Origin of the sequence: Dyadobacter jiangsuensis (assembly GCF_003014695.1) — a bacterium.
In the GTDB taxonomy this organism is placed as follows: Bacteria; Bacteroidota; Bacteroidia; order Cytophagales; family Spirosomataceae; genus Dyadobacter; species Dyadobacter jiangsuensis.
In genome coordinates this window covers 16,735-32,784 of record NZ_PYAS01000031.1, presented here as the reverse complement: position 1 = coordinate 32,784, position 16,050 = coordinate 16,735, and the positions used below count along the sequence as shown (strand labels likewise).

The 16,050-nt window shown below is 48.8% G+C and carries 12 protein-coding genes; 7 read left to right on the top strand and 5 right to left on the bottom strand.

Annotated elements, in window-relative coordinates:
* Positions 1–104 precede the first annotated feature (104 nt).
* The gene (locus CLV60_RS33425; protein ID WP_106599744.1) at positions 105–2,051 is read right to left on the bottom strand and encodes an ABC-F family ATP-binding cassette domain-containing protein; all 1,947 of its coding nucleotides are present in this window, start codon (positions 2,049–2,051) and stop codon (positions 105–107) included.
* A 108-nt stretch (positions 2,052–2,159) separates the two neighbouring features.
* Between CLV60_RS33425 and CLV60_RS33420 the strand changes: the two genes are divergently transcribed.
* The 5 genes from CLV60_RS33420 (at position 2,160) to CLV60_RS33400 (ending at position 10,151) form a co-directional block, all read left to right on the top strand.
* Positions 2,160–2,747 carry a precorrin-2 dehydrogenase/sirohydrochlorin ferrochelatase family protein gene (locus CLV60_RS33420; protein WP_106599743.1) on the top strand — a complete coding sequence of 196 codons (588 nt, stop codon included), beginning with the start codon at positions 2,160–2,162 and terminating at the stop codon, positions 2,745–2,747.
* Between the two features lie 284 nt (positions 2,748–3,031).
* Positions 3,032–6,391 carry a SusC/RagA family TonB-linked outer membrane protein gene (locus CLV60_RS33415; RefSeq protein WP_106599742.1) on the top strand — a complete coding sequence of 1,120 codons (3,360 nt, stop codon included), beginning with the start codon at positions 3,032–3,034 and terminating at the stop codon, positions 6,389–6,391.
* A gap of 28 nt (positions 6,392–6,419) precedes the next feature.
* Positions 6,420–7,892, top strand: a complete 1,473-nt coding sequence (locus CLV60_RS33410) for a RagB/SusD family nutrient uptake outer membrane protein (RefSeq protein WP_106599741.1) — start codon at positions 6,420–6,422, stop codon at positions 7,890–7,892.
* Positions 7,893–7,907: 15 nt separating this feature from the next.
* Positions 7,908–8,840, top strand: coding sequence for a zinc-binding metallopeptidase (locus CLV60_RS33405; protein ID WP_106599740.1), 933 nt, complete (start codon positions 7,908–7,910; stop codon positions 8,838–8,840).
* A 6-nt stretch (positions 8,841–8,846) separates the two neighbouring features.
* Positions 8,847–10,151 carry a DUF4302 domain-containing protein gene (locus CLV60_RS33400; RefSeq protein ID WP_106599739.1) on the top strand — a complete coding sequence of 435 codons (1,305 nt, stop codon included), beginning with the start codon at positions 8,847–8,849 and terminating at the stop codon, positions 10,149–10,151.
* Positions 10,152–10,160: 9 nt separating this feature from the next.
* On the opposite strand, the gene CLV60_RS33395 is transcribed toward CLV60_RS33400, so the two are convergent.
* Both CLV60_RS33395 and CLV60_RS33390 read right to left on the bottom strand, forming a co-directional pair.
* The gene (locus CLV60_RS33395; protein WP_106599738.1) at positions 10,161–10,937 is read right to left on the bottom strand and encodes a glycosyltransferase; all 777 of its coding nucleotides are present in this window, start codon (positions 10,935–10,937) and stop codon (positions 10,161–10,163) included.
* A complete protein-coding gene (locus tag CLV60_RS33390; RefSeq protein ID WP_106599737.1) occupies positions 10,930–12,174 on the bottom strand; it encodes a glycosyltransferase family 4 protein in 1,245 nt (414 codons plus the stop codon). Before CLV60_RS33390 ends, CLV60_RS33395 begins: the two co-directional genes overlap by 8 nt.
* A gap of 154 nt (positions 12,175–12,328) precedes the next feature.
* On the opposite strand from CLV60_RS33390, the gene CLV60_RS33385 reads away from it, so the two are divergent.
* Positions 12,329–13,237, top strand: coding sequence for a class I SAM-dependent methyltransferase (locus CLV60_RS33385; RefSeq protein WP_106599736.1), 909 nt, complete (start codon positions 12,329–12,331; stop codon positions 13,235–13,237).
* Between the two features lie 80 nt (positions 13,238–13,317).
* Here the strand turns inward: CLV60_RS33385 and CLV60_RS33380 are convergent, their stop codons facing one another.
* A complete protein-coding gene (locus tag CLV60_RS33380) occupies positions 13,318–13,827 on the bottom strand; it encodes an ORF6N domain-containing protein (RefSeq protein WP_106599735.1) in 510 nt (169 codons plus the stop codon).
* A 135-nt stretch (positions 13,828–13,962) separates the two neighbouring features.
* Between CLV60_RS33380 and CLV60_RS33375 the strand changes: the two genes are divergently transcribed.
* Positions 13,963–15,228 carry a nucleotide sugar dehydrogenase gene (locus CLV60_RS33375; protein ID WP_106599734.1) on the top strand — a complete coding sequence of 422 codons (1,266 nt, stop codon included), beginning with the start codon at positions 13,963–13,965 and terminating at the stop codon, positions 15,226–15,228.
* Between the two features lie 7 nt (positions 15,229–15,235).
* Here the strand turns inward: CLV60_RS33375 and CLV60_RS33370 are convergent, their stop codons facing one another.
* Positions 15,236–16,042, bottom strand: coding sequence for an FkbM family methyltransferase (locus CLV60_RS33370; RefSeq protein ID WP_106599733.1), 807 nt, complete (start codon positions 16,040–16,042; stop codon positions 15,236–15,238).
* Positions 16,043–16,050: the final 8 nt, after the last annotated feature.

The window sequence follows — 16,050 nt, the reverse complement described above, 5'->3', positions numbered from 1 at the left end:
ATCTTGCCCATGTATTTCTAATGTCGTAATTAAAAATACAAAAAAGCCCTCGTTCTACATAGTAGAAAAAGGGCTTTTGCTTTTGGGTCACCCTCACATTCTTTCTATTTTCCCGAAAGCTCCTCCACTTCCAGCATCAGGTTTTCCCAATCCTCCGTACTCTGTTCCAGCTTTTGCTTGATATCCGCATAAAAACGGTTCATTTCAGCTAATGCAATGGAGTCATTGTAAATTTTTGGATCCGATAATTTGCCTTCGGTTTCCGCTTTTCTTACTTCGAGATTGTTAATGGTGTCTTCCAGTTCCTCGATCTTTTTTCTTGCCTTTTTCAGCTTTTGAGCGTCCTCGTTGGATTGAGGTTTGCCATTGTTTTTACTCTGACTGGCAGCGGCAGCCTGGCTCTTCTGCGGAGGTGCGCTGCTTACTTGCACCTTTTCGCTCACCGCCGATTGCAATCCGCGCTCTTCCACCCAAATCTCATACTCCTCATAAGTACCAGGATATTCTTTAATTTGGTGGTCTTCAATGTACCAGATCTTGTTCGCAATGTTCTCTACGAAATAGCGGTCGTGGGAAACGACAATGTAGCTTCCCTCATATTGCTGCAATGCCTGGATCAGGATATTGACCGATTGCATATCCAAGTGGTTCGTAGGCTCATCGAGCAGGAGGAAGTTTGCCTGTGAAAGCAATACCTTAGCCAATGCCACCCGCGATTTCTCACCCCCGGAAAGCACTTTGATCTTTTTGAAAACATCATCTCCGGTAAAGAGGAAACAGCCCAACACAGTCCGCAATTCGGTTTCGGTCTTGGTAGGGTTGGCATATTTCAATTCCTCGATGAGGTTGTGTGCCACGTTGAGGGATTCGAGCTGGTGCTGGGCGTAGAATGTAAACGATACATTATGCCCCAGCCTTCTCTTGCCCTCAATAGGCTCGGTACCGGCCACAATGCGGAGTACCGTAGACTTACCGCGACCGTTAGCACCGATCAGCGCGATCTTGTCGCCGCGCTCCATGCTGATATTGGTAGCGTCAAGAATCACCTTGTCGCCGTAGGCCTTGGATGCATCTTCCAATTGGAATACGTGACGGCCCGGCTGAGTCGTAAACTGGAAGCGGAAATGCACTTTTGCATTTTCGTCCAGAACCTGATCAACGACGTCCATCCTGTCCAATGCCTTCACACGACTTTGTACCTGGCGTGATTTGGTTGCTTTGGCTTTAAAACGCTCGATGAAGCGTTCAGTCTGGCGGATCTTGGCTTGCTGGTTTTCGTAAGCGCCGCGCTGAATATCATTGCGGAGTGCTTTCTCTTCCAGGTAATATGAATAATTTCCGGCGTAGTAATTGAGTTTACCACCCGAAACTTCCACAGTTGTATCAATCGTATTGTCGAGGAACTGGCGGTCGTGGGAAACGACGATCACCGCTCCTTCATAACTCTGCGTATATTTCTCCACCCATTGGATCGATGGAAGGTCCAAGTGGTTGGTTGGCTCATCGAGCATGAGCAATGACGGTTTTTGCAAAAGCAGTTTTGCGAGCATTACGCGCATTCGCCATCCTCCCGAGAATTGGCGCAGCGGCAGATTGAGGTCCGCTGTGGAAAAACCAAGGCCTTCCAGTATCGCTTCCGCCTTGGATTGGACCGAATAGCCGTCCAGTGCCTCGAATTCTTCCTGCACGCGTGCAAGCTTATCCACGAGGTCATCTGTATAGTTATGCTCCATGTCATGCAGGATTTTATCCATTTGCACTTGAAGAACATTCTGTCTTTCAAATGCCTGCATGGCCACCGAAAGGATCGAATCTTCGGTTTGATACGAAAGCAAATCCTGGTTGAGGAAGCCGATGGTGCAATCGCCGGCTTTGGAGATCGAGCCGCCGTCGGGCTGGAATTCTCCGTTGATCATGCGCAGGAGGGTGGACTTGCCGGTACCGTTCAGTCCGATAAGCCCGATCTTTTGTTTTGGCTTTATATGTAGCGAGGCGCCGTCGTACAATGCACGGTCGCCCAGGAAATAGCTGAGGTTCGTAATCGCGATCATGGTGCAAAGGTACGGGGAAAGAAGCAGATAGAAAAAGCGCGATGTTGGAATAGTTATAAAGGCATTTACGGTGTCGTTATGAACGGGTTATTTATGTAAATTTGGTCAATGAACAATCTATTCCCGATATTCCTGAAACTCGAAAACCTGCACACGCTCATTGTGGGCGGCGGCTATGTGGGTTTGGAAAAAATTACTGCCGTTCTTGACAATTCTCCGCTCGCCCGGGTAACGCTCGTAGCCCCCGAAATCCGCGAGGAAATAAGAAGCATTGCCGAGGCCAATTCCCGAATAAATCTAATTGTGCGGAAATTCGAAGACGACGATCTGCTGGGAAAAGACCTGGTGATCGTCGCGACTAACGATAAGCCGGAGAACCAACGGATATGGGAAGCCGCCCGTGCCCGGCATATGCTGGCGAATGTGGCCGACACGCCTGATATCTGCGATTTCTACCTCTCCTCGGTTGTCAGGAAAGGCAATCTCAAAGTGGCCATTTCCACAAACGGAATGTCTCCCACATTGGCCAAACGACTCAAAGAAGTCCTGGGAGAAGCACTGCCCGATAATCTCGAAACGGCGATGGAGCAACTCAAAGCAGTGCGTGACATGCTGAAAGGTGATTTCGCCTCGAAAGTCGACGAACTGAACCGCATTACTTCGGTTTTGACAGAAAACAAAAAAGATGTCCGCTGAAACCGCTTAAATCGCATTTTCGGGACAATAAAATGCGATTTCGCAGTGTTTTTAGAGAGATAATTTGTCAAAATAACGCTACGCGCTTCAACGGTATCGGGTTTTTGTGCGTATTGAGTATATTCTGTTGTTTTTATTCAATTGGCATCGCTTTAATTTTTGTCACCGCAGTGGCAGATTGTTTTCGCTTTTCGTGTGATAATACGTATTATTGAATCTATTAATTTTTAAACCCGCTTTGGGCGGACGGACAGTTATTTGGGGTTAGACTTATACTTATTTTTATGAATCTTTTCTATCGGATCAGTGGCCTGAGTCGGCTTATTGCGTTGCTCCTGGGTGTCTTCTTTCTGTCCGTTTTCGCTTCTCCGTTTTCTTCCTTTGCATTTGCCGCAGATATCGACGTGAAAGGTGTCGTAAAAAGCAGCACCGGCGAGCCGCTGATAGGGTCGACCGTGCGGGTGAAAGGCTTGCAGAAAGGCACCGTCACGAATGAAAAAGGTGAGTTTCTGTTGCAGGGCGTTTCCGACAATGCCACACTTGTGGTTACCATGATCGGCTTCTTGCCCAAAGAGGTGAAAGCAGCCCGGAGCCTGACCATCGAACTTGTTGAGGACGCAGTAGGCTTGCAGGATGTGGTCGTCACTGGTTTTCAGCAGATTGATAAGGACAAATTCACCGGTTCGGCGGTAACGCTAAAAACTGACGACGTGAAAATCGACGGTTTGCCCGACGTCAGCAAGATGCTCGAAGGCCGTGCAGCGGGGGTTTCGATTCAGAACGTGTCCGGTACTTTCGGAGCAGCTCCCAAGATCCGTATTCGCGGTGCTACCTCCCTGAATGGAGCCAACAAACCACTTTGGGTAATCGATGGCGTTGTGCAGGAAGATATCGTCAATATCTCCAACGACCAGCTTTCCAGCGGTGACCCGACCACATTGCTAGGCTCCGCCGTGGCAGGGCTTAACCCGAACGACATCGAGACTTTCGACATATTGAAAGACGCAGCTGCGGCTGCATTGTACGGCGCCCGTGCGATGAACGGGGTGATTGTGATTACGACGAAAAAGGGTAAGAGCGGCAAGCCGGTAATCACCTATTCCGGGAATTTCAGTACGCAGCTTGTGCCTTCTTACCGCAATTTCAATATCATGAACTCGGCACAGCAAATGTCGGTGCTGGGGAATTTGGAGCGGGACGGCTATTTGGGTACGGGTATCCTTTCCAAACCTGACTACGGCGTTTATGGAAAGATGTACAATCTGATTCAGGTGGGCAATGATAATGGAGATTTTGATCTGATGAATAATCCGGAAAAGAGGCGTCAGTTTTTGCTAGGGTATGCGAAAGCCAATACCGACTGGTTCGATGTTCTTTTCAAGCAGAATTTCATCCATGAGCATTCCCTGAGTGTTTCGTTTGGAACGGAGAAATCTAGCTCGTACGCGTCGGTGAGTTACCTGGACGACAATGGCTGGACGATCGCCGATAAGGTAAAAAGGTATACCCTTAATTTTAACAATAACTACCAGCTTTCGGATCGCCTGAGTATTGGTTTGACGACGCTGGCTTCGGTTAGGCGGCAGCAAGCGCCGGGCTCATTAAGCAGAAGGAGCAACCCGGTAGAAGGTAAGTTTGACCGCGATTTCGATATCAACCCGTTCAGTTATGCATTGAATACCAGCCGGACGCTCACTGCCTACGATCAGAACGGCAATCTTGAATTCTTCAGAAGAAATTTTGCACCATTCAATATCGTTTCCGAGCTCGCCAACAACAGGCTTAACCTCACACTAGCAGATATTAAACTACAAGGAAATCTGTCCTACAAGCTCACGGACCATCTGAGCTACGATTTCCTTGGTGCCCTGCGGTACATTCAGACAGGCCGTGAGCACATTATCACCGAGCATAGCAATATGGCGAATGCCTATCGGGCAGCCGACAACGCTACCATTGCGGCGGCTAATAAATATCTCTACGTCGATCCCGACGACCCGAATGCGAATCCGGTAGTAGTTCTGCCGAGCGGCGGTTTCTATAACCGCAATGAGGACCAGATGCTTTTTTACAACGTCCGCAACAACCTTCGCTATAACCAGAAATTCGGGGAAAGGCATGAAGTCAATGCATTGGTGGGACAGGAAGTGAAATTCACCAATCGCCAAAATTCCAACAATACGGGTTACGGATTCCAGTACGATCAGGGAGGTACTCCTTTTGTGGATTACCGCATTTTGAAGCAAACAATTGAAACCAACTTCCAGTACTACGGAATGCAGATGGATTATGAGCGTTTCGCGGCGTTTTACGGAAGCCTTGGCTATACGCTGGATGGGAAGTACAACGTGACTGGCTACGTTCGTTACGACGGCTCCAACCGCTTTGGGAAGTCTGCGATTGCGCGGTGGTTGCCTACGTACACCATCGCCGGTTCCTGGAACTTCGACCGTGAGAATTTTTTCAAAAACCTGAGCTGGCTGAGCATGGGGCGCTTGCGGTTGAGCTACGGGCTCTCGGCAGATACCGGTCCGGCCACGAATGCGGCGGTATTGCTCCAAAGCATCATCACGCGCAGACCGTATGCGGATGAAAAGGAATCGGCGATCCAGCTTGCAGCGTTGCAGAATACGGAACTTACATGGGAAAAATTGTACAGCGGGAATGTCGGGTTGGATGTAGGTTTGTTCGCTAACCGCATCAATTTTACGTTGGATGGCTACGTTCGCAACAGCTTTGACCTGATCGACCAGATTAAGACATCCGGGATTGGCGGGCAAATCTATAAGGTTGCCAACTACGCGGATATGGAATCCTATGGTGCCGATTTTTCTGTTGATGGCGTATTACTCAAAACCCGCGACTGGGATTTTCGCTCCCGCATCACATTCGGCTACTCGCACACGCTCATTACGAACGTGGATAACAGCCCCGGGATATTCGATCTCGTGAAAGCGGAAGGGGCCAATGTGCAGGGTAAGCCGGTGCGCAGCCTTTACTCGATCGATTATAACGCATTGAACCCTAAAACCGGTGTTCCCATCTTTATCAACGAAAAAGGAGAAGTAAGCTCCGATGTGTATTTGCAGGATCAGAATGTCCAGTATCTCAAATATGAAGGACCGGTTGATCCCCCATTTACGGGAGGGTTTAATAATACCCTGACTTACAAGGGGCTAACACTCAATGTGTTCTTTACTTACCAGGCAGGTAATAAAATCAGGCTCAATCCCTTGTTTAAGGGCGCATTTAGCGATCTGGATGCGATGCCGAAAGAGTTTTACGACCGCTGGGTGATTCCTGGTGATGAAAGGTATCCTGCAAAACCTTCGATTTCGGATCAGCTGGAATTACTGTATCTCCAGGGTACCTATCCATACAATATTTATAACTATTCGACTGAACGCGTTGCTAAGGGGGATTTTGTGCGGTTGAAGTCGGTGTCGCTGGCGTACAAGTTACCATTGCAGGTGATTTCCCGTTATGGATTTAAGGCGGCGAGCATACAGCTGTCGTCGATCAACCCGTGGCTGATTTATTCGGATAAAAGACTGAAAGGTCAGGACCCAGAGTTTTTTAATTCGGGTGGGGTAGCGCAGCCGATTCAAAAGCAATTTACAGTTGCTTTAAAACTGACATTGTAAGGTTCGAGGATGATTCATAAGGAATGATATGACTACCATCAAAAAAATAAAAACAATCGTGCTGATCCTCCCACTGCTGGCGCTGGCCGGTTGTGAGGATTTTCTTTCGAAGGAGCCGGACAGTACCCGGGCGATTATCAACACGCCCAAGCAGGTATCCCAATTGCTTACGACGGCTTATCCGCAGGCTGGCTACATTGTATTCTCGGAAGGAATGAGTGACAATGTGGCCGACAAGGGGGCCGGGCAGGACGATAAGACAAACCGTGCCTCGTTCCTTTTCGAAGTCGTAGAAGCAACCGTGGATGAACAGGATTCGCCGGACCAGTACTGGGCGGAATGCTACCGGGCGATTTCGGTGGCGAACGAAGCGCTGGATATTATCAGCAAAGTTGCAGACCCCGAAAAATACAATGCGCAGAAAGGCGAGGCATTGCTGGCCCGGGCGTATGCGCATTTCATGCTGGTAAACTACTACTGCCGGTTTTTTGACCCGCAGCAAGCCAACGACAGCCCGGGCGTTCCGTACGTAACCGTGCCGGAAGATGTTGTGATCAAACAATACGAGCGAGGCACGGTAGCCGGTGTGTATCAGATGATAGAAAAGGACTTGCTGGAAGGACTTCCGCTCATCAGTGACGGCACTTATACCGTGCCCAAATACCATTTCAATATCGCTGCTGCCAATGCATTTGCGAGCCGCTTTTATCTGGTGAAAAAAGACTATCAAAAAGTGCTGCAATACACGACTGCCGCATTTCCGGGTAACAACTTCGCCGAAAACCTCCGCCCGTGGAACACCACTTATTCCAGTCTTTCGCCGGAAGAATTGTTCAGGCTCTATTCCCGTGCAAACCAGAATGCCAATTTGCTGCTGATAGAAACTTCATCGACTTACGGACGGTACGTAGCTAATTACAGATATGGTATGACATACCCGAAATGGCAGGAGATCTCGGACGGAGAGAGGATTATCACGGGAAGTGCCGGATGGGCGTACCCACTTTACTACCGGGGCGATAACAATTACTTTATACCCAAATTAACGGAGTATTTCGTCCGCGAGTCCGTCAATGCGGAGATAGGGCTTCCCTATGTGATGTTGCCGGCATTTACGGTCGAAGAGGTGCTCTTCAACAAAATCGAGGCCAATGCCTATCTCAATAATACAGCCGCCTGTCTCACCGACCTCAATACTTACATCAGTAAAAGGGTCGATAACTATGATGCGTCTCAGCATAAGGTGACTGCGGCGAGTATGCAGAGCTATTTCAGGACAAATAACCTGAGAAACAATATTGTGGAAACCGTATTGGCATTCAAGCGTGTCGAGTTCGTTCAGGAGGGAATGCGTTGGTTTGACATTCAGCGTTATAACAGGACGGTGACACACCAAACCCGGAGCGGATCGGTCATTTCAGTTCCTGCTGGGGATAATCGCAGGGTATTGCAGATCCCGCAGACAGCAGCAATTTCAGGTATTGCACAGAATCCCAGGTAAGAAAGCCATTCAACCATGAAAACGATATTCAGAAGTTTTACCCACTGCATTGTTGCTGCCCTGCTGGCGAGCACGACCATGACGTCCTGCAAGGAAGAAAGCCTGGGCAATGTAGAAGATATTCCCGGACTGGGCGGCGACGTATGGGCGGAGGGGCCGATTGACAAGTGGATTCAGGATAGCCTGGTGGTGCCTTACAATATTTCCGCAAAGTATAAGTGGGATCAGTTCGAATTCGGGAATCTGACGAAAACGCTGGTGCCGCCGGACGAGGCGCAGGTGGTACCGTTGCTTAGCACCATCAAGAAGGCGTGGACAACCCCTTACGTAGAGGAAGCGGGGAAGGTTTTTTACAATAAGTATTCGCCCAAATTCTTCATTCTCTCCGGCAGTAATGAATACAACACCGAGGGCTCGATTACCTTGGGAACCGCGGAAGGTGGCCGGAAAGTGATTTTGTATGGGGTAAATCTTTTCAAGATCAAAGGCATGGCAGGTTACGATCCCGGAAGGGATTCGTCTTTTGTCAAAGACTGGTTCCTGCACACGATTCACCACGAATTTGGTCATATTCTGCATCAGACGGTGTTCTATCCCGTTGAATACAAGAACATTTCAAAGTCATATTATCAGGGTGGGAACTGGATCAACTGGAGTGATGCCGATGCGCGCCGCGATGGGTTTATTACTGCTTATAGTTCCTCAGCCTTTGACGAGGATTTTGTGGAGATGATCGCCATGATGCTTACAGAAGGAAAGGCGGGTTTCGAGAAGATTGTGAACTCCATACCGGAAGGGACGAGCCCGAGCGGCGTAACAAAGGCGCAGGCACAGGCCGCGTTACGGCAAAAAGAGGCTATTATTGTAGCCTATTATAAGAATACCTGGAAAATTGATTTTTACAGTCTGCAAAAAAGAGTGCGGACTTCGATGAATAAACTTTTTTAATGGCAGATGAAGAGATCATTTTTATACCTGTTGTTCCTGACTACCGTTTTCTTCTCCTGCGAAAACAAAGACGATACGGTTTTTGAAGAATCTGCGGACGTGCGGTTGAATGCTGCATTGGCTTCCTATGAAAAGCAGCTGGTGGAGGCACCTTACGGCTGGAATGCGGTGATTTATCCGGGTGGAGGAGGTAGCTACGGGTTTTATTTCAAATTTGATGATAAAAACCGGGTAACCATGTACTCCGATTTTTCGGATGCCTCGGCTGCCAAATCGAAGGAGAGCAGCTATCGGTTAAAGGCCATGCAAACACCTTCATTGATATTTGATACTTACTCTTACCTGCACGTGCTGGCGGACCCGGATAAAGCGGTGAATGGCGGCGAACTTGGCGAAGGCCTTAAATCCGATTTCGAATTCAGCATTTTCGGCGATTCCCTGACAGCGGATAGGATGGCATTCGTTGGCCGTAAAAACCAGAGCCGTCTGGTGCTTACGAAAGCCACCCAGGCACAGGCGACCGCGTACACGAATGGCGACCTGGCCAAGGCGTTGCTGTTTAATAACATTGCCAAATACATACCTTACTTCAAGCGCGTCACGCTCGGAGCGAACACCTACGAAATCACGGTTGATCAAAATTCCAGAACAATTAAGCTTACCTGGCTGAATGGAAGCACGCCGAAAACGTTCACCACGAGTTACTATCTTACCCCCGCGGGCGTCGCGTTCGTATCTCCACTGGTGAATGGTTCACAGACGATCACAGGATTTACGAACATTACCTGGAATGCGAATACGACTCAGCTGGGTTTCGCAGGAGGAGGAGCAACGGGAGCAGTCGTAAGCGCCATAAAACCTATATCGGTAGATCTGGCAGCATCAAAAAGGTGGTGGCAGACCCCTATTGAATCGGGTGGCGATTGGCGGTCGGAGAAGGGATTCCACGTAAATGGAGTGGATGACGCATTCAAGGTGGCCGATCTGAAATCGGACGAATCGATATATGCGTTTTACGTTTATCAGCCCGGCGTAAGCGCCCGGAATGATTTGTTTGCACCTATTTTCTATGATGGTAAGAGTATATTCTTAGACTACGGACATGCTCCGGAACCACCGACATTTACGGCTGACGGGCGGGCAATATTTTCGCCAGCGGGCACGTACGGTACGATCCCGGCGGGCGGAGCAGCTGCTGAATCCGCGAAGTTGCTTTACGATCCCAGTGGTTTTTACCTGATTCAGACGTCGGATGAAACGTATGACATGGTAAGTGCCAAGGATGCGAAGTCGTGGATTACCTGGGAGTAACGGGTTTGCTTACCAGTATTTCCCGTTTTTCCGCGCAAACCAATATCCCCGCCAGAATATGCGCAGGTGATTGAACAGTGTTGGTATAAGACCGAAATGTTTTCTGAGCACTTTGTACCGGTCGGTGAGCGATCGGCGATGGTTTTTGACTGATAGACCGCCCAGCAGGTACCGACAGAGTGTGAACGGCAGCAATTGAACAGTTTCTGCCCGTTTCAGGCATTCGATTTCCCAATCGATGTCGGCACTGAGATTCTCATATTCGTAAAATGGAGCGATGTCCTTTCTGGCTATAAATGCCTGGTGGCAGACTTTCATGCCTAACGCGAAATCCTGCCAGCGCAGTTTTTCGGGCAAAGTGTGAGGGGTAAACTGGCTTCGCAAGCCGACTTCCGTACCGTCCTCACGGACCATCATGGCATCGCTGTAAAATACTGCCGCTCCTGATTTGAGCGCGGATAAAAGGCTGGGTAGGGTGTCACGATCAAAAGCCTCGTCGCCCGCGTTTAAAAACCAGACATATTTCCCCGAAGCAAGCTGTAAGCCTTTGTTCATGGCGTCATAAAGGCCCTTGTCTTTCTCGGATATGATTTTCGAGATGAAAGGGTACCTCTCCGTGATGGCGAGTGTCTGATCTTTGGAGCCACCATCTATGATCAGGTATTCCAACTGTGCCGGATTCTCCACGCCCGTAAGAGCCCTCTCCACACTATCCAGCGTGCGCCCGAGGAATTTTTCTGCCTGGAAAGTAACGGTAATGATGGTTAGCAGCGGGCTGTTATCCATGGAGCAGGGAGTCATAAAGTTGGGAGTATTGCCTGGCCACCACCGCTTCCGAATAGTTTTCCAGAACCTTCCGACGAGCGTCTGCCGAAAGGCTGCCATCGGCATCGCATTTCAATATCCATTGAATGCCTTCGGAAAGTGAAGCAGCAGATTTGGCCGTGGCTACGAAGCCGTTTTTCCAATGGTCTATCATTTCCGGGATACCGCCCGTATCAAATCCTACAACCGGCGTGCCGCATGCCATGGCCTCCATAATCGTGTTCGGGAGGTTATCTTCCAGGGAAGGGACTATGAGCATGTCCGCAGCATTATAGGCTTGCACCATTTGGCTCGTGTCTGAGATCTTGCCGAGAAAATGCGTTTTTACGGGCATATCCTTGAAATCATCCGCTTTCCCCTTACCAAGGACCATTACTTCGGCATCGGCCAGGTCGGGATGGTGCATGGCTTGCTGAAAATAGGTAAACCCTTTGCGCGGGTCCTGCGTGTTGGCTCCGGCGAAAAGGAGCAGCTTTTTGTCTTTGGGTAGTCCAAATGCTTTTCGCGCTTCGTCGCGGTTACCGGGTTTGAATAATTCGGTATCGATGCAATTCGGGATTGCTTGCGAGGGCATGCCGTTGGTCAATGCAGCATTTTGAACGAGGTTATCCAGCCACCGGCTCGGAGAAACGAATGTTACAGGAGCCCCTTGAAAGAGATTGCATTTCTTTTCGAATTGGGCAAATGCAATATCGTATTCGCCGGGTTTTCGGAGGTAGGGACAATAGCAGCAATGCGAAAGATAACGCTCGCAACCGCGGTTGTAATGGCAGCCGCCGGTAAATGCCCACATATCATGCAATGTCCAGACGATTGGCTTCCCGAGCGCAAACAGTTTTTCGAGCGATTTCAGGGAAAGGAATCCAAAATTGATCCAATGCAGATGAATGACGCTGGCTTGCCTTACGAGCGGGTGATCGGCAATGTCGACCCCAATTGCAGCCGGAGAAAAGGCGAAACGGACTGACTTGTCCTTTTCATAGGGAAGAAAACTTAGCCTTTCCATAACAAAATTTCCCCAGGCCATTTTCGATTTCCAGGCGCTATCCGCCCATGCGGTAGTTTGCGGGCCAGAGCCGGATATTTCCGAAACCATCAAGTGTGAATCGACGCCGGAATTGCGTAACGCCTGGTGCAACCTCGCCGCAGCGACCCCGGCTCCTCCTTCCCAATGAAAAGTACTTAGTTGAAGCACCATTTGATCGCAATCGATAATTCGTGTTTTGGCTGGATGTTCGTTTCAGGCAGCATTTCCATGCGGCATTCCGCCCGGGTAAAATTAATAGTTCTGCCTTTAAATACTTTTTTATTCGATGAAACTATCTTTATCGCGAAATCAGTAAACCGGAAAGATGTCAAGCGAAAAACGAAGCCACGAGGCGCATTCGGAATGGTATGAGTTGCAATTTGGGACTCAGGAGGCGAAGAACAAGGTCATCGAGCAGTGGGAGTACGATAATGCAAATCAGACTATTAACCATTGGATTCACAAGCGCATGCTGGATCTGACGGATCCGTTTGTGAACGAAAAGAAATCATGGCTGACGGTGGGGGACGGTTATGGTTTCGATGCGAATCATTTTTTCAAAAAAGGGCTGGATTCTACTGCGAGTGATATTGCCGGCACCTTTTTGCCCTTGTCGAAGGAAAGAGGGTTCATTGACAAGTATGCCGTCGAAAATGTGGAGCATTTGACGTTTGCCGACAATAGCTTCGATTATGTTTTTTGCAAAGAGGCATACCACCACTTCCCGCGCCCGTACCTGGGCGTGTACGAGATGCTGCGGGTTGCTCGCGAGGCGGTGATTTTGGTCGAGCCCCACGATCCGATCTCGAAAATGCCGTTTTTGTTAGCATTAAGGAATATTTTCGACCGCTTCGATACCAAAGCCTTGCAGAAGTATTGGAAAAACAGGTACTCATTCGAAACCGTGGGAAACTACGTTTTCAAGCTGTCGGAGCGTGAAATGGACAAGCTTGCGAATGGGATCGGCTTACCGGCAGTCGCTTTTAGGGGTATCAACAATAATTATTACCACCCATCCTATGGACGCGAAAAGGCTGACGATTCTTCGCCGGCGTTTCGGAAAATCAAGAGAAAACTTGCATTCCATAATTTCCTGGTGAAAGCTTCGCTAATGCCTTCGCAGGTCCTGTGCGCCGTTATTTTCAAGAAGCTGCCTTCCGAGCAGGTTATGAAAGCGATGCAGCAGGAGGGTTTTCAGGTGCATATCTTCCCACCGAATCCTTACGCACATTGAGTTTGGTATAACGGCTTCTGATTTTTCTCTAAGGTCACAATTTGTGACCTTAGAGAAGGAACACTTCACTTGGGAACATGCTATTTTGCTGACTTCTGTTTGAAACCAACCGATCTTCTTTCCTTCTGAGGCGGTGCAAGGAGGTAACTAAGTGCCTGATGGATGTCGTTGAATTTTACCTGCATTTCATCTTCCAGTTTCTCGATCCGATCTCTAAGTTCCTTTGAATCAAGATAGTGCTGACGGATGTTTACAAATGCCCGCATGATTGTGATGTATACCTGTATAGCCTTGTAGCTGTTCAATACACTTGACAGCATTGCGACACCCTGTTCTGTAAAAGCGAAAGGCAGATACTTTACGTGGCTACCTCTGCCTTTCTTTAAGATCACAATTTGTGATCTTAAAGATGCAAGTTCGTCCGAAGTTAGTTCAAACATGAAGTCGTCGGGGAAACGCTCAATGTTACGCCTGACGGCCTGTTTTAATGTTCTTGTTTCAATTTCATACAATTCTGCGAGATCAAAGTCCAGCATGACCTTGCATCCGCGAATGGTAAACACTTTGTTTTGAATAACCAGTAGATCCATTTTTCAAGACTATTTGGAGTGACCACTTTATTCCAATACGCTCACATTTCACTTTGGTCACGCATTCGGCGATAATTTTTTGGTGGGCTGAAATATGCCTAGTTTTATGGCCGAACATTCAATGAAGTACCTCCCATGTTACCCGGATCAGATGTCAGAATTGCCGTTATCGGACTTGGTTATGTCGGTTTGCCGCTGGCCGTGGCTTTTAGTAAAAAGTACCGAGTAACCGGCTTCGACATCAACAAGAGGCGAATTCAGGAGCTGAAAGATGCTTATGACACGACCAAGGAAATATCGCGTCAGGATTTACGGGAGGCTGTTAACCTCGCATTTTCGTGGGATGAAGCGGCTTTGAAAGAGTGTAACGTGTTTATAGTAACCGTCCCCACGCCCGTTGATCATTATAAAAAGCCTAACCTTATCCATCTGCTGAGAGCCAGCGGGATGATCGGGCAAATGCTGAAAAAGGGCGACGTGGTAATCTATGAATCGACGGTTTATCCTGGCTGTACCGAAGACGATTGCGTGCCGGTGCTGGAACGTGAAAGCGGCTTGAAATTCAACGAAGATTTTTTCTGCGGCTATTCGCCGGAGCGCATCAACCCGGGGGACAAGGTCAATACTTTCACAAAAATCAAAAAAGTAACGTCGGGCTCAACGCCGGAAACGGCTCGCTTCGTCGATAGTCTGTACGCATCGGTGATCGATGCGGGCACGCATCTGGCATCGAGCATTAAGGTAGCGGAGGCGTCGAAAGCCATTGAAAATGCGCAGCGGGACGTGAATATCTCGTTTGTAAATGAACTGGCATTGATTTTCGACCGGATGAATGTCGATACCACCGAAGTGCTGGAAGCGGCTGCTACGAAGTGGAATTTCCTGAAATACAAACCGGGGCTCGTCGGCGGGCATTGCATTGGCGTCGATCCCTATTACCTGGTCTATAAGGCGGAGTCGCTCGGGTATTATCCGCAGGTAATTCTCTCCGGCCGCAGGGTAAATGATATGATGGGTGTATTTGTGGCCAACAAGCTCGTGAAGCTCATGATCCGTAAAGGGCATAAGATCGAAGGAAGCCGCGTGCTGATACTCGGTATTACGTTCAAGGAAAATTGCCCCGATATCCGCAACACGCGGGTAATCGATGTGTACCGCGAGCTGACCGATTTTGGTATGCGCGTGGAAGTATACGATCCATGGGCATCGGGCGAACAGGTATTGGGAGAATACAATATTACACTGCTCGACAAACCTGCGGGTACCTACGAGGCGGTTATCCTGGCCGTGGCACATCAGGAGTTCAAAACAATGGAATTCAGCGAGTTTACTGCGCAAGATTCGGTGATATTCGATTTGAAATCGGTATTACCACAGGACATGGTCGATTCAAGGCTCTGACGGCTGCCTATTCCCGCCAGCCGAAGATGTTCAATTGCAAATCCATTACATCGTTACCGCGATAGCGATGGTTCACAAACGGCCGGAGCCGGTGTTGGTTCGTATCCACGTAATAGCGGAAACCGTTTTCTTCAAAAACTTTCACCACATCCGCCAAGCCTTGCGCATTGCCGATGTAGGAGTGGAATTCCACGAAAAGGTTCTGCACATGCGCAAGCGAGCCCCGGCAATCATGCAGTACATCTATTTCAGCTCCTTCAATGTCGATTTTCAGGAAGTCAATCCGGCTTTCTTTTTCCAGATAGTCTTTCAGGCGGATTGAATCGATTTTTCGCTTTTGTGCGGTTGAATAAATGGAAGAGGAATCCGCCGATTCGCTGCCGAACCAAATGCCGTTTTCATCAACCCAAACAGCCTTATCAACGATCTCGACATCGTTTACGCCATTGCTTTCAAGGTTCTGTCGCAGCAACGAGGCAATGGTCGGCTCTGCTTCGAATGCAAGTACCCTGGCTTTGGGAAACAGCTTTTTGAAATACAGAACGCTCATTCCAATATTCGCGCCGCAGTCGAAAATGACGGGCTGGGATTGCGTAGTTTCAAAGTAGTAGAACTCGTCTGCAAATATCTCCTTATGCTGCCAAAGGAACGACATGGTATCAGGCACTTTCAGTTTGAATCCGCCGAATGCCACATCCGTGAGCTTGTAACGGGCACGGTTGCCGTATTTGAGTAGCAACGCCATAAATTCCCGGTTCCGAGCCGAGCCGAGGGCATGATAAGGTTCTTTAAGCAGGTAGCGAAGCCAGTACATATGTATAA

Excerpts from the sequence above, each read along its gene's own strand:
- CLV60_RS33425 (WP_106599744.1), bottom strand. The coding sequence starts at position 2,051 with ATGATCGCGATTACGAACCTCAGCTATTTCCTGGGCGACCGTGCATTG.
- CLV60_RS33420 (WP_106599743.1), top strand. The coding sequence starts at position 2,160 with ATGAACAATCTATTCCCGATATTCCTGAAACTCGAAAACCTGCACACG.
- CLV60_RS33415 (WP_106599742.1), top strand. The coding sequence starts at position 3,032 with ATGAATCTTTTCTATCGGATCAGTGGCCTGAGTCGGCTTATTGCGTTG.
- CLV60_RS33410 (WP_106599741.1), top strand. The coding sequence starts at position 6,420 with ATGACTACCATCAAAAAAATAAAAACAATCGTGCTGATCCTCCCACTG.
- CLV60_RS33405 (WP_106599740.1), top strand. The coding sequence starts at position 7,908 with ATGAAAACGATATTCAGAAGTTTTACCCACTGCATTGTTGCTGCCCTG.
- CLV60_RS33400 (WP_106599739.1), top strand. The coding sequence starts at position 8,847 with ATGAAGAGATCATTTTTATACCTGTTGTTCCTGACTACCGTTTTCTTC.
- CLV60_RS33395 (WP_106599738.1), bottom strand. The coding sequence starts at position 10,937 with ATGGATAACAGCCCGCTGCTAACCATCATTACCGTTACTTTCCAGGCA.
- CLV60_RS33390 (WP_106599737.1), bottom strand. The coding sequence starts at position 12,174 with ATGGTGCTTCAACTAAGTACTTTTCATTGGGAAGGAGGAGCCGGGGTC.
- CLV60_RS33385 (WP_106599736.1), top strand. The coding sequence starts at position 12,329 with ATGTCAAGCGAAAAACGAAGCCACGAGGCGCATTCGGAATGGTATGAG.
- CLV60_RS33380 (WP_106599735.1), bottom strand. The coding sequence starts at position 13,827 with ATGGATCTACTGGTTATTCAAAACAAAGTGTTTACCATTCGCGGATGC.
- CLV60_RS33375 (WP_106599734.1), top strand. The coding sequence starts at position 13,963 with ATGTTACCCGGATCAGATGTCAGAATTGCCGTTATCGGACTTGGTTAT.
- CLV60_RS33370 (WP_106599733.1), bottom strand. The coding sequence starts at position 16,042 with ATGTACTGGCTTCGCTACCTGCTTAAAGAACCTTATCATGCCCTCGGC.